The following is a 13137-nucleotide window of genomic DNA, read 5'->3' on the forward strand; positions in this document are numbered from 1 at the left end:
TTCAGCAGCCGCAGGGCGCGGTACTCGAAGGGCAGAGCCTCGCGCAACTGCCCGGTGCGCAGCCGCAACTCCGATTCCCACATCTGGGCCAGTACGGCCTGCAGCTTGGTTTTCACGGCAGGCTCCAGGAAGTCGGCCGTTTCCGAGTCGTCGTGGCGGTGCATGTAGGGCTCCATTAGCTCCGCTGTGCGCGCCTCGGCAGCCGACTGCCCGGCCCGCGCCGGCAGGCCGGCGCTGTGGTCGTGGCCGTCGTTTTCGTGGTGCTCGTCCTCCTTTTTGGCAGTGGCGGCGGTAGGTTCGGGGGTGGTGTGGTCTTCGGCTACCACCGAGCCCATGCCGGGCGGGTCGGCGGGCTTGGTGGCCCGGTCCTGCTCATCAGGGCGGGTGGCGCCGCCGATGCTTTCGTCGGTTTCCTCGCCCAGAAACTTGCCGTAGCGCATGCGCAACAGCTTCTGGTCGACGCCAATACTGTTGGCGCGCTCCTGCACTGTGGCGGCGGGTAGCTTGCTTTGCTCGGCCAGCAGCTTTTCGGTGTCGATGATAATCTGGCGCTGGCTGCGGAAGTAGGCTGGGGCCGTGTTCACGCCCAACGAGGCGTCGAGGGCGCTGGTCTGCACCGTGGTGTCCTCCCACTGCACCAGGTAGGTGTCAGAGCGGGTTAGCTGCTGCCGGTTATCCCAGGCCTGCAGGTAGAAGTACACTTCGTCGCCGTAGCTCAGGCCCAGCGCCCGCAAGTTGAGCACCGGGCGCAGCGTGGCGGTGCTGGGCTGACTACCCAGGCCGTTACTCAGTTCAGTTACCACTTCCGTAAACTTCACGGCCTCGCCCTGGCCCTGGGCCACGGTGGCTACCAAGCGGGCCCTGCTCAGGCCGTAATCGTCCTTCAGCTGGGCCTCAATGGCCACCCGCGGCGGCTGGCCAAACTCGACCAGCGTGTAGGCTTTGGGTTGAATGAGGCGAATAACCGGAGCCTGGTCGGCTACTACTTCAATCGAGTAATCGTCGGAAACCTGCCCACCCAGCCGCAGCCGGTACAGCACCGAAGCCGCCAGCACTTCCTCCCGACTGAAAGCCAGCGAATCGCCCGGCACCGGCTGCAATGGCAGCTTGCGGGCACCCAGCTCCAGCACCGGCGGCGCTTTCGAGGGTCGGCTCAGGCGCAGCTGCCAGCGCACGCGGCTACCCGCCGGGCACCGGAACGAGCCGGATTCGGGCGTAAATGCCGCCTGGCGGGTGTAGGCCGGCGGCTGCACCCGCACCCGGGTTTCCACGATGCGCGGGGCCGCCGCTGGCTGAGCGGGCGTTTCCTGGAAACGCAAGGCCACGGGCGCGCCAACTGCGGCCGTAGCCACGGCCGCGCCGGGCCGCTGCCACCACATCAGCGCCGCCAGCAGCAACAGCGCCACCGAAGCAAACAAGGCCGGCTGGAAGCTAACGGGCAGCAGTGGCCCGGTGGCGGCCAGAGCTGGCAGCCGCTCCTGCAGCCGTTGTTGCTGCAGGTGCTCCAGCAGGTTCAGGTCGGTGTTCGGGCGCAGCAGCAGCGCGGCACTGTCCTCCAGAGCGGGGTGCTGCTGGTTGAGGCGGCGGGCAGAAGTGGCGGGCGACTCTTGCCAGATGTGCCAGAGCGCCCAGCCAGCCAGCCCGAGTAGCGCCACCGCTACGCCCGCCACAGCGTAGCCCGTGCGGGGCCAGCCCGCAGCTACCGTCAGCAGCAACGCAGCGGCGGCCAAAACGGGCAGCAGCAGGGCCAGGGTGCGGCGGCGGGCCCGGCTGCGGCCGGCGGCCAGCACCAGCCCGGCGGGGGCAGCCGCTTCGGTAGCGACGGAGGCAACGGCTGGGCTCATGCGGGCTGGCGTTGGGTGGATGATGATTCGGAAGAACGTGCGCTAACTGGTGCAGAAAGGTTGCGCCGGGCAGCCAGTAGCCGCTCCAGCGCAAACAGCAACCCCGCAGCCAGCACCAGCCAGGGAGCCAGCTCCCAGCGCGGGGCTGTTGGTTCCATACCATCGGCTACCGCTGCTACCGGCCCGCGCAACTGGCTCAGGGCCAGCTGGCGCGAATCGGGCTGAAAGGTGGGCGGAGCAGTGGGCTGCAACAAGGGCAGCAGCAGTGCGGGTAGCTCAGGGCTGTCGGCCAGGGTGCTCCAGGCGGCATCGAGGCGGGAGTGCAGGCGGTAGCGACCAGGCAGCTGCCAGCTCAGCAGCGGCCGGCCGGCGGCGGTAATCCATACCGGTACGGCTCCCGGATCGGAAGTAGTATCGAGCCGGGAAATGGCGCTGGTTTCGGCGCTGGTGATGGGCTGGAATTCGGTGGCGAAGGCCTTAGTATCTGAACTGGCTTCCTGCCAGATGCGGACCGATGAATCGGTTGCCCAGCGGGCGGGCAGCGGGGCGTCGCGCAGCCAGAAAAGCCAGTCGAGCGAATCGGTGGGCACCGTTTCGGAAGTAGAGACTACCAACCGGGGCCGTAGGGGTAGGGTAGGGGCCACGGCCCGTAGCGCGGCCGCCAACACCCGGGCCGAGGCGGCGTGGGCAGCATCGTGGCTCATGTGCCAGCGCGCCGCCCGGCGCAACAGCGGCACCGTGCGGTGGCGGCCATTTTCGGTTATCAGTAGCTCGTTTGGGCTGCTTAGTATGATTTCAGCCCCGCCCCAGTTGCCCCCCACGAGTTGGTCGGCTGCCGGCCGCCGCACACGCACCTGCTGGTACGCAATGGCCGATTCCGAGCCGTTGGCCATCAGCACCAGCAGGCTATCGGGGTGCGGCTGCCAGGCTGCTACTGGCCAGCGGCTGGAATCGGGTGGGGGCAGCGGCAGCCAGCGCACGGCGGCTGGCAGCGCCGGCCGGGTCCCGCGGAAGTAAGCCACGCTCAGCGGCGCAACCACCACCAGCGGCCGGCCAGGCAGCGAATCGGCGGCCAGCTGCACAGTGCTCCAGAGGTTAGGGGCGGCCGCCAAAACGGAGTCGGTAGCCAGGCGCGCCGAGGGTTGCGCGGTGGTATCGCCAAGGCCCAGCGCCGCCCAGGGCCGGACCGCACTAACGGGGCGAGAATCGGAGAGCTGCCGCAACTCATAGCCGCGTTGCCGCAGCGAATCGAGCAGGGGACGCACCGGAGCCAAGGCTTCGGCCGATACGCCAGCAGCCAGCAGTACCTGACCGCGGGTGGGCGGCACCGGCAGCAGCTGCAACGGTTCGGCTACGGCCAGCCCCAGCAGCCCCAGCACGGCGGCCCGCAGCAGAAATAGCAGCAACTGCTCGGGCTTGATGTTGCGCAGGCGCTGATTGGCGGCCGCTTCCAGCCACCGCACACTGCCCACCTGCACCACCCGGCCCGGCCGACGGTTCCAGAGGTAAATAGCCAGCGGCACCGCCAGCCCCAGCAGGGCCAGCCAACCAGCGGCGGCGTTAGGGAAGAAAATCGGCGGCAAAAGGGTGGGCGCTACAAGTGGCAAGCCGCAAGCTACAGCCTTTGGACTGCCGCTTCGGTAATTGTCAATAAGTGGGAAATGCGAAAATACAGACGCGAAACGGTGGCAGTAGTTGCGGCAGATTATTACGCCTCTACGCTCCCCGGGCGCGGTGGCGCAGGAATTCGCGAAGGGCATCGGTGAGGGGTTCGGCGGTGCTTAGCAACTGGTAGTCGAAGCCGAGGGTGCGGGCGCGACGGGCGGTGGCCTGCAGCCAGGGTTGCAGCTGCTGCTGCCACACCTGACGCTGCTGGCCGGCATCGAGCTGGAGCTGCTGACCGGTTTCGAGGTCCTCGAACGTTACGGCCCCGCGAAACGTGAATTCCAGCTCGTTGCGGGCCATTAAGTGCAGCACCAGCACCTCGCCCGAGGCCGCCCGTAGCCGCGTCAGCAACTGCTCGACTTCGCCGTTTTCCTCGTACCAATCGGTCAGGCAAATAGTGAGGGCGGGCTGGCGGCGGGCGGTGAGGGGCGCGAGCGTGGCCGTATCGGGGAATTGGCCGGTGGCGTCGGTGGTAGCCAGGGCGTGGTAGAGGCGGGGCAGCTGGCGGGCATCGGCACGGGAGGGCAGGTGGCGCAGGCCGCTGGGGTGCAGCACCGTCAGGGCCACCGCGTCGCCCTGCTGGGTGGCCACGTGGGCCAGCGCAGCGCATAGCAGGCGGCCATATTCGAGCTTGCTCAGGCCGTTGTCGTCGCGGTGGTTCATGCTGGCCGTGGCATCGAGCACGAGGTGTACCGTCAGGCTGGTATCCACCTCCGATTCGCGCAGGTAGTAGCGGTCGGAGCGGGCCGCCAGCCGCCAGTCGAGGCGGCGCAAATCGTCGCCGGGCTGGTAGGGGCGGTATTGGCTGAACTCCATGCCCGCGCCCTTGCGGCGGCTCAGGTGGGCGCCGTGCAGCAGCCCCTCGGCCGCCTGCCGGGCAGCCAGCGGCAGGTTATGCAAAGCGTGCAGGTGTTCGGGAGTCAGCATTTTTGGTGGGTGATTTTTGATTTTTGACCTGTCATGCTGAGCGAAGCCGGAGGCGTAGTCGAAGCATCTCTACTGCAATAGGTAAACCCAACGACAAGATTAGCATTGCAGTAGAGATGCTTCGACTACGCCTCCGGCTTCGCTCAGCATGACATAGCCCTTGTTGCCCTTCTAGAGCCAACCCTAAGAAACTGCCTCCAGCAGGGCTGCTACGGCATCTTCCGTCGTCAGGCCCTCGGCTTCGGCGTTGAAGTTGAGCAGGATGCGGTGGCGCAGCACGGCTGGGGCCAGGGCCCGCACATCCTCCTGCGTAGCAGCGAAACGACCTTGCAGCAGGGCGCGGGCTTTGGCGCACAGTATCAGGGCCTGACCGGCGCGCGGGCCGGCGCCCCAGCGGCCGTAATCCTGGATAAACTTGACCTGCGACGTGGCCGGGCGGGTGGCGCGCACCAGCCGGTTCACGCGCTGCACCAGCTCCTCGCTGATGCTCACCTGGCGGGTCAGGAGCTGCAGCTGGCGCACATCGTCGCCGCTGAGGATGGGCTGCACTTCGGGGCGGGCGGTGCCAGTGGTGCCCGTCAGCACGGCCAGCTCCTCCTGCTCGGTGGGGTAGCCGATGCGCACGTAGAGCAGGAACCGGTCGAGCTGGGCTTCGGGCAGCGGGTAGGTGCCGCTTTGCTCAATCGGGTTTTGGGTGGCCAGCAGAAAGAACGGCTTGGGCAGCGCGTGCTCCTGGCCGGCGTAGGTTACGTGGCCCTCCTGCATGGCTTCGAGCAGCGCGGCCTGGGTTTTGGGCGGCGTCCGGTTGATTTCGTCGGCCAGCACTAGGCTGGCGAAAATGGGGCCGGGGTTGAACTTGAACGAGCGGTGCCCGGTGCCGTGGTCTTCCTCCAGAATCTCGGTGCCCAGAATGTCGGTGGGCATCAGGTCGGGCGTGAACTGGATGCGGCGGAAGGGCAGGTCGGTGGCCTGGGCGAGCGTGCGCACGAGCAGAGTTTTGGCCAGGCCCGGTACGCCTTCCAGCAGCGCGTGGCCGCCGGCCAGCAAGGCCACCAGCACTTCTTCCAGCACCTGCTGCTGGCCCACAATTACTTTCCCGATTTCGGTTTTCAGCAGCGGGATTTTCGCCAGCAGGCGCGTTACGTCTTGTTCGGTCATGGACAGCTAAAAAGCGTGGATGCGGGGTGGTTAGGATAAAGTCAGGTAAAAGGTAAGAAGGATGCGTTGGGAAGGTAGATTACAAACTGTTTTTCCATTTCCGTGAAGTCTGATTCGGTAGAAAGATGGTTGGGACTCTAATAAAATAAGGGCTTGGTTTGAGCTATGAAAGCACGCCTGTCTTTTGCCGTTCTGTTTTCGCTGCTGCTGAGCAGCAGCGCAGCCTTCGCCCAGACGCAACCCACGCCGCCCGATTCGCTACGACCTGCAGTGAGGGCGTACCGCAACGTAGTGCGGCTTGATGTCCTCGTATTACTGGTGCGCAATCTGTCTTATCTACTTGATGGAGGCACGGCGCTACCCCTGTTGGTGGGCTACGAACGGCAACTGGGGCCACATGTGAGCGGCAACGTGGAGGCACTGCTCGATGCGGGCAACGCCAAGGAACGAATAACGGGGCTGGCGCTGCAATTGCGCCATTACGTCGCCACGCCCCGCCACCCAACCGGACTTACGGGCCTCTACGTGGCTCCTATGGTTGGTGCGCGGCTGGTGAAGCGGGACTACCTGGCTTCCTTTGTATGGTATACGCCTTCCGGGTACATCCAACGTCGGGTGCTGGGCGGGGCGGGTGGCGCAATAGGGTGGCAGGCAGCATTTGGTCCCCAAAGCCGCCTAGTATTCGATGCTTCACTGGGGTTAATGGGTTGGAAGCAGCTTAATAATTCGGCTGTCCCGATCGGCTGCATTAGCTGCTCCGACGATCCGACGCATTATGAGAATAGCATTATTATGCCGGATGCCCGGTTCAGCCTGGGCTACCGTTTTTAGCTGACTATCGGCAACGCCATCAGGCCGTGAGGGCGTACAGGATGATGTTGACGCCGAACTTGGTGTTGTCTTCGGCCAGGAAGCGCTTATTGCGGAAGTCGTAGTCCCACTCGCAGCCGTAGTCTTTGTTGGAGTAGAGCACCCGTAGGCGGCCGTCTATTTCGATGCCCTTGAGGTAGTCGTGCACTAGGTCGTCGCCCCAGCCATTGAGCTCGAAGCCCGTGTTGGGCGGCCCGTCGGGGAAGGGGAAAAACTGTGAGTAAATCGGGTGCGACTTCGGCAGCTTCTTCAGCGCCCCGGCCCCGAAACACACGCGCATCTGCTCCTCAAACGAGCGCGCAAACAGCCCGTCGATGTCGTGGTTGCAGTCATCGACAAACACGAAGCCGCCGCCGCGCACGTACTGCTCAAAAATCTTCTTTTCGGCGGCCGAAAACTGTACCAGCCGGTGGCCCGAGAGGTAGCAGAAGGGGTAGCGAAACAGCTCTTCCGAATCAAGGGCCACTACTTTCTCTTTGGGTGCCACCGGTACTTTAGTGTACTGTACCAGTGAGTGCAGCAGGTTGGCCGGCATCCGTTCATCCACTGCATCCCAGTCGCCAGACTGATATTTAAGGCGCACGAAGGTAAAGGCAGCAGCGGGCATAAGAAGAGATAGGAGCGCCATAAGGCGACTGTTGGTAAAGGAAGCAGCGCGGCCCCCGGGGTTGCACTGCCGGGGGTATTTTCGCGGCCGGCTGCAGCAAAAAGCCCATCCGGCCAACTGCCGGATGGGCCCTTACATACGTAGGCAACGCGGCATCGGCTTACACCGCGTCCGAGAGGCTGGTAAACGTAAAGTCGCGGATTTTGAGCGGGGGCACCAGGTTGCCACCGATGCGCACCGGGCGGCCGATGGCCTCCACGTTGTTGAGCATAATCACGGGCGACTCGTTGAAGCGGAAGTTCTTCACCGGAAACTTGATCTGGCCGTTTTCGATGTAGAACGTGCCGTCGCGCGTGAGGCCGGTGTAGAGCAGCGTCTGCGGGTCCACGTCGCGGATGTACCACAAGCGCGTGACCAAGATGCCCTTGGCCGTGCCCTTAATGAGGTCCTGTACGCTCTGGGTGCCGCCTTCCATGATCCAGTTGCCGGGGAAAGCCGTGGCGGGCTTGCCGCTTTTCTGGCCCCAGTAGCGCGAGTAGTAGAGGTTGGAAACCTTCCCCTTATCAATCCAGGTCATGCGTTTCACGGGCAGCCCTTCGCCATCGAACACGCCGCTGGGTACCTCGGCATTCAGCGGGTCAGAGTAGATAGTGATGCGCTCATCGAAGAGCTTTTCGCCCACCTTATTTCCTCCCCCCTTTTTGCTCAGAAACGAGCGGCCTTCGTCGGCCTCGCGGGCCCCCAGGCTGTACATGAGGTTGTTGAGCAAGCCTTCATCCGAAGCCAGCGCGGCGGGCTCCAGAATCACGGTGTACTTGCCAGGCTCCAGGGCGCGGGCGTTGCGCGAACCGGCGGCTTTGTCGGCGGCCAGCTGGGTCAGGTTTTTGGCGTTGAACTTGGCCGCGTCGGTGTAGTCGGCCGTGGCGTAGCCCGAGCCGGTACCGTCGGGCGTGCGTACCGTGATGCTGAAATCGACGTTGGTGCTCTGCTGATAGGCTTCGAGGCCCTTATTGTTACGGATGGCCTGGAAGTAGGCGCCGTCTTCGAGGTAGCCGGCGGCGGTCAGGTTTTTGGCCGTGCATAGCGCGATACTGTCGCCGGCCGCTTGGGCCCGGAAATCGGGGCTAATGGCGGCGGTGCTGGCGGCGTAGGCCTTGGGTGTGAGGTACTGCTGGGGCCCGAGCAGGGGCATATACTCGGCATCTTCGGGGGCAAGGCGCGCAATTTCTTCGGCCCGTTGCACGCAACGCTTCAGCGTGGCGTCGTCGAACTCGTTGCAGGTTGCCACGCCCGAGCGTTTGCCGAAGCGTGCTTCCACGGCCAGGCTCACGTTGTCGGTGGCCCCGGCGGTACTCACCGAGTTACGGGCGTAGCGCACGTTGCCGGTGGTGCGCCCGCTCAGGTTAGCCTGGCACTCATCAGCTTTACTGAAGCCCAGCACCTTTTTCAGGATGGCCTGGGCTTCGTCTTTGGAAAGGATAGCCATGATTCTAGATTAAGCTGTTATATGACAGATGTTTTGAAAGGTGTCAATCGTAAGCAGCACGTCATACTGAGCATGTGGCGCTTAGAGCCAGTGTCCGAAGCATCTCTACCGCTTCTTTGCGGTAGTAATCCAACGAAGCGGCAGAGATGCTTCGGCAAACTCAGCATGACGTGCTTGAGACTTTCTAAACAGCTTAAATTTTCCGGGCGACGTTGATAACGTTCACGTTGTTGAAGCGCGTGGTGGCCGAGCCGTGGCTTACGGCCGAGCTCTGGCTGGGCTGGCCCTTGCCGTCGTTGAAGAAGCCCGCGAGCCGGTAGTCCGATTGGTCGCAGGAGCCGGCGCAGGAGTTCCAAAACTCGAGCGTGTTGGTCTGGTAGGCCACATCTTCGAGCATCTCCGTGATTTTGCCTTTGTCGATGGCGTAGAATACCTGGCCGCCAAACTGCGAGTTATAGCGCTGCTGGTCGATGGAAAACGAGCCGTTGCCGGCAATGTAAATGCCCTTGTCCACCTTGCTTACCATCTCATCCACGCTCATCTTGCTGGTGTTCGGCTTGAGGCTCACGTTGGGCATGCGCTGGAACTGCACATCCTGCCACGACTGCGAGTAGCAGCAGCCATCCGACTCCTTCTGCCCCACAATATGGGCCTGGTCGCGGATTTTCTGGTAGTCCACCAGCTTGCCGTCGTTGATGAGCATCCACTCCTTGGTCTTTACGCCTTCATCATCCCAACCTACGGCACCCAGCGAGCCGGGCTGCAACTTGTCGGCCATAATGTTTACCTGCTTCGAGCCGTAGGGCTGGCCCTTGGCTTTCCATTCCAGCGTAGCGAACGAAGTGCCGGCGTAGTTGGCCTCGTAGCCCAGCACGCGGTCGAGCTCCAGCGGGTGGCCTACGCTTTCGTGGATGGTCAGGCCCAGGTGGTGCGGGTCGAGCACGAGGTCGTACTTGCCGGCCGTTACCGACTTGGCGGTGAGCTTCTCCTTGGCCTGCTTGGCGGCCAGGGCAGCATCGGCCAGCATGTCGTAGCTATTGCGGTAACCGATGAGGCCGGTGCCGGCCGGGCCGGCAATCTTGTCTTCGGCTTTAGGCTGCAGGTACTCGTAGCCCAGGCCCATGGGGGCGCTGAGGGCCGAGCGCGAGCGGAATTTGCCCGAGGCGCGGTCCACTACCGTGACGCCGAACGTGGGGAAGATGCGGTGGATATCTTGGTCGATGTAGGAGCCGTCGGTGGAGGCGAAATACTTCTGCTCGTTCACCTGAAACAGCACCGAATTCACAAACGAGGCACCGTTGCTCAGGGCCGCCGCGTTGGTCGCCAGCAGCAAATCCACCTTGTCTTTGATAGGTACTTCGAAGGCGTTGACCTTGATAGGGGCCTTCCACGAAACCTCGCCGAAACCCTTCTGCGGAGCCAGTTGCACCTGCTCTTTCTGCACTTTGCTGTTGGCCTTGGCAATCTGCACGGCCAGCAGCGTGGCCTTGGCAATACCGGCCTCGGTTACCGTGTTGGTGGCCGAAAAGCCCCAGGTACCATTGGCAATGACGCGCACGCCCACCCCGAAACTCTCGGAGCTAACGATGTTCTGCACCTGCTTTTCGCGGGTGAACACGCCCTGGTTGAGGTAGCGCCCAATGCGCACGTCGGCATACGAAGCACCGGCCGATTTGGCTGTGTTCAGGGCCACATCGGCCAGGCGCTTTTTGGCGGCCACATCGAGGCCCGGCTCCAGCAGGCGCATGGGGTCTACAATGTCGCCGGCAAAACCCGGAATAGCGGGCAGCCACAGGGCGCTGGCCGCCAGGCCCGTGAGGCCCACAAAATCACGTCGTTTCATAAATCACAGATGGTGCAGATGCTGCAGATGAAAAGGATTTGTTCTGGTGATGGCGGCGCGGACGGGCCAGGGTCAGGGGGTAAGCAGGGTCCCGAAGGCACCTTTTTGTTCAAAAGCTTTAATGGTGGCGTCTTCCAGCGGAGTGCGCTTGACTACCGAGTTGTTCTGCCAGAAAGCCGCGTCGTAAGGCAGGGCTTTGATGGCTTGCAGGTCTGTTCCATCGCCCTTTTTGCCCCGCTGGTAAGATACGTTGGCCGTTGGTTTCAACTGGCCATCATAGAAGATGGTGAAGGCGGAAACCTGCACAGCTACATCCGGTTTTAGCTTCCGCTCCAAGGTTTGCTGATGGTCTATTTTGTAGTAATCTAGTATGGTAGAACCGTCGTCCAATGGCTTAAATACCCATTCGAGCGAGGTTCTACTGTCTTTGAATTTGAAAAGTGGGTTTTTAGTCCGCGAACCGAATGCTGGTGTTACAAAGCGGCAGCGTAACAACTGGTAAGTCTCGGTGTCAATCAGAAAGCTGCCAAACACCTTTTCCGGGTGGGTTTTAGAAGCAAAGCCAATATCAGCTAGCTCCCGTTTTCCGTCGGTGCTTAGCCCGATTAATCGAAGCGTCATATCAGCTGTAGGATTTAAGCTCAATATGGCGTCAGTTGCAGTAGAGTCAGTGCCTTGACTGATGAAGTTAATTGCGCGGGTGTAAAGTGAGAAGTCTTTGAACTTTAGGAGTGCCTTTTTCTCCGCGTACCGCCCCTGGTTAGGGGCGGTTTCCTCGATGCCCACCCCGTTAGCCTTGGTGTGCCAAACCATTTCCAGCACTTCGGCGGGCTCGTTGTCGAGGCGAGTGATTTGGCGGTAGAAGGCCTGTCCATAGCGCGGGCGGTTAACCCGTTGCAGGTGGCGATAAGCCTTTTTGAGCAGCTCGACGGTGTAGGCTCCCGGCACCACGTCGGGCAGTTCCACGGCCGCGGGCTGCAGGCGTACCACTAGTTGCTTCTGGCCGACGGCTACGGCCAGCGTATCAGCCCGGTGGCCCAGCTCCGAAACTATAAGCCGCACCGGCAGCTTCAGCGCCATTTCAAATTCACCTTCCGCGTTGCCGGTCGTGCCCTGGCTGGCGCCCGGTACGCTGATGCTGGCGTAGGGCACTGGCTGGCCGGTAACCGCGTCGAGCACCCGTCCGCTCAGTCGTTGGGCCGAGGCCCCAAAGCCGCCCAGCAGCAGTGCCAAAAAGAAGGGTAAACAACGGTAGCTTTTCAGCATATAGATTGATGCACGGACGCCGTAAGATACAGAACCGTTAGCGGTTGCGAAACACAGCAGTTTGCGTCCTGTAACCGCTAACGTAAAGCAGGCTCAACGTCTGCATCTGCGTAACGCGCGGTTTCATCTGCACCAGCTGTGATTTAGACGGCATCGGAAAGGCTGGTGAAGGTGAAGTCGCGGATTTTGAGCGGGGGCACGAGGTTGCCGCCTACGCGCACGGGCTTACCGAAGGCTTCGAGGTTGTTGAGCATGATAATCGGGCTCTCGTTGAAGCGGAAGTTCTTCACCGGAAACTTGATCTGGCCGTTTTCGATGTAGAACGTGCCGTCGCGCGTCAGGCCGGTGTAGAGCAGCGTCTGCGGATCCACGGCGCGGATGTACCACAGACGCGTCACCAGAATGCCTTTGGCCGTGCCTTTGATAAGGTCCTGCACGCTCTGGGTGCCGCCTTCCATAATCCAGCCACCGGGGCGGGCAATATCAGGAATGCTGGCTTTCTGGGCCCAATAGCGCGAGGAGTACAGGTTCTTTACCACGCCTTTTTCAATCCAGGCAGTCCGCTGCTGCGGCCGGCCATCGCCCGAGAAAACCAGGTCGGGTAGTTCGGCATTAGCCGGGTCGGAGTAGATGGTCACGCGCTCATCAAAGAGCTTTTCGCCTTTGCGGTTGCCCCCGCCTTTTTTGCCCAGAAACGAGCGGCCTTCGTCGGCGTTGCGGGCGTCGAAGGAGCCCATCATGTTGTTGAGCAGATCCACGGCCGCGGCGGGCTCCAGAATCACGGTGTACTTGCCGGGCTCCAGGGCCTTGGCGTTGCGCGAGCCGGATGCTTTGTCGGCGGCAATGCGGGTCAGGGTTTTGGCGTCGAACTTGGCCGCGTCGTTGTAGTCGGCCATGGCGTAGCCCGAGCCGGTGCCGTCGGGCGTGCGCACGGTTACGCTGAATTCCAGGCCCGACTGCTGCTGGTAGGCCTCCAGACCCTTGCTGTTGCGCTTGGCCACAAAACCGGACGAATCGTTGAGGAAAGCCGCCGAGCTGAGCTTGCGCTCGGCGCTGATGGCCATGCTGTTACCCACCTGCTCGGCGCGGTAATCGGGCGTAATGGCGGCCGTGGCCTTGGCGAAGCTGTTGGTGATGGGCAGGTACTTCTGGGCCCCCAGCAGGGGCATGTACTCGGGGCTTTCGGGGGCGAGGCGCGCAATTTCTTCGGCCCGCGTTACGCAGGTGCGCAGCGTGGCGTCGTCGAACTGGTTGCAGGTGGCCACGCCCGAACGCTTGCCAAAGCGGGCTTCCACTGCCAGGCTTACGTTGTCGATGCCGCCGCTGGTGCTGATGGCGTTGCGTGCCGAGCGCACGTTGCCGCCCGACTGCCCGCTAAGCGTGGCTTCGCACTCGTCGGCTTTGCTGAACCCGAGCACTTTGGTAAGAATCGCCTGCGCTTCGGTCTGAGAAATAATGGCCATGTTTTTTG

General features: G+C 62.6%; 10 protein-coding genes. 1 reads left to right on the forward strand and 9 read right to left on the reverse strand.

Translation table 11 applies throughout. The annotated features are described in order from the left end of the window. From HW556_RS11140 to HW556_RS11155, 4 genes are all read right to left on the reverse strand, one after another. The coding region (locus tag HW556_RS11140; protein ID WP_176900102.1) for a hypothetical protein at positions 1 to 1844 on the reverse strand (1844 nt) is incomplete at its 3' end. Beyond that, positions 1841 to 3427, reverse strand: coding sequence for a BatA domain-containing protein (locus HW556_RS11145; protein WP_176900103.1), 1587 nt, complete (start codon positions 3425 to 3427; stop codon positions 1841 to 1843). The genes HW556_RS11140 and HW556_RS11145, both read right to left, overlap by 4 nt. A 133-nt stretch (positions 3428 to 3560) precedes the next feature. Continuing rightward, positions 3561 to 4436 carry a DUF58 domain-containing protein gene (locus HW556_RS11150; RefSeq protein ID WP_176900104.1) on the reverse strand — a complete coding sequence of 292 codons (876 nt, stop codon included), beginning with the start codon at positions 4434 to 4436 and terminating at the stop codon, positions 3561 to 3563. 183 nt (positions 4437 to 4619) lie between these two features. Next, positions 4620 to 5594, reverse strand: coding sequence for an AAA family ATPase (locus tag HW556_RS11155; RefSeq protein ID WP_176900105.1), 975 nt, complete (start codon positions 5592 to 5594; stop codon positions 4620 to 4622). Between the two features lie 165 nt (positions 5595 to 5759). Between HW556_RS11155 and HW556_RS11160 the strand changes: the two genes are divergently transcribed. Continuing rightward, a complete protein-coding gene (locus HW556_RS11160; RefSeq protein ID WP_176900106.1) occupies positions 5760 to 6425 on the forward strand; it encodes a hypothetical protein in 666 nt (221 codons plus the stop codon). 19 nt (positions 6426 to 6444) lie between these two features. Here the strand turns inward: HW556_RS11160 and HW556_RS11165 are convergent, their stop codons facing one another. From HW556_RS11165 to HW556_RS11185, 5 genes are all read right to left on the reverse strand, one after another. Next, positions 6445 to 7071, reverse strand: coding sequence for a DUF4159 domain-containing protein (locus HW556_RS11165; protein WP_176900107.1), 627 nt, complete (start codon positions 7069 to 7071; stop codon positions 6445 to 6447). A gap of 160 nt (positions 7072 to 7231) precedes the next feature. Continuing rightward, on the reverse strand, positions 7232 to 8557 hold the full coding sequence (locus HW556_RS11170) for a TldD/PmbA family protein (RefSeq protein WP_176900108.1): 1326 nt from the start codon (positions 8555 to 8557) through the stop codon (positions 7232 to 7234). Positions 8558 to 8750: 193 nt separating this feature from the next. After that, the gene (locus tag HW556_RS11175; protein ID WP_176900109.1) at positions 8751 to 10400 is read right to left on the reverse strand and encodes a TldD/PmbA family protein; all 1650 of its coding nucleotides are present in this window, start codon (positions 10398 to 10400) and stop codon (positions 8751 to 8753) included. Between the two features lie 72 nt (positions 10401 to 10472). Beyond that, entirely contained in the window at positions 10473 to 11633 is a 1161-nt protein-coding gene (locus HW556_RS11180; protein ID WP_176900110.1) for a carboxypeptidase-like regulatory domain-containing protein, read from the reverse strand. Between the two features lie 176 nt (positions 11634 to 11809). After that, entirely contained in the window at positions 11810 to 13129 is a 1320-nt protein-coding gene (locus HW556_RS11185) for a TldD/PmbA family protein (protein ID WP_176900111.1), read from the reverse strand. Positions 13130 to 13137 lie beyond the last annotated feature (8 nt).

It is taken from the genome of Hymenobacter terrestris (assembly GCF_013377905.1).
Lineage (GTDB): Bacteria > Bacteroidota > Bacteroidia > Cytophagales > Hymenobacteraceae > Hymenobacter > Hymenobacter terrestris.

What these genes read in the sequence shown, in the direction of transcription:
- HW556_RS11150 (WP_176900104.1), bottom strand. Translation starts at nt 4,436, where the DNA reads ATGCTGACTCCCGAACACCTGCACGCTTTGCATAACCTGCCGCTGGCT.
- HW556_RS11155 (WP_176900105.1), bottom strand. Translation starts at nt 5,594, where the DNA reads ATGACCGAACAAGACGTAACGCGCCTGCTGGCGAAAATCCCGCTGCTG.
- HW556_RS11160 (WP_176900106.1), top strand. Translation starts at nt 5,760, where the DNA reads ATGAAAGCACGCCTGTCTTTTGCCGTTCTGTTTTCGCTGCTGCTGAGC.
- HW556_RS11165 (WP_176900107.1), bottom strand. Translation starts at nt 7,071, where the DNA reads ATGCCCGCTGCTGCCTTTACCTTCGTGCGCCTTAAATATCAGTCTGGC.
- HW556_RS11170 (WP_176900108.1), bottom strand. Translation starts at nt 8,557, where the DNA reads ATGGCTATCCTTTCCAAAGACGAAGCCCAGGCCATCCTGAAAAAGGTG.
- HW556_RS11175 (WP_176900109.1), bottom strand. Translation starts at nt 10,400, where the DNA reads ATGAAACGACGTGATTTTGTGGGCCTCACGGGCCTGGCGGCCAGCGCC.
- HW556_RS11185 (WP_176900111.1), bottom strand. Translation starts at nt 13,129, where the DNA reads ATGGCCATTATTTCTCAGACCGAAGCGCAGGCGATTCTTACCAAAGTG.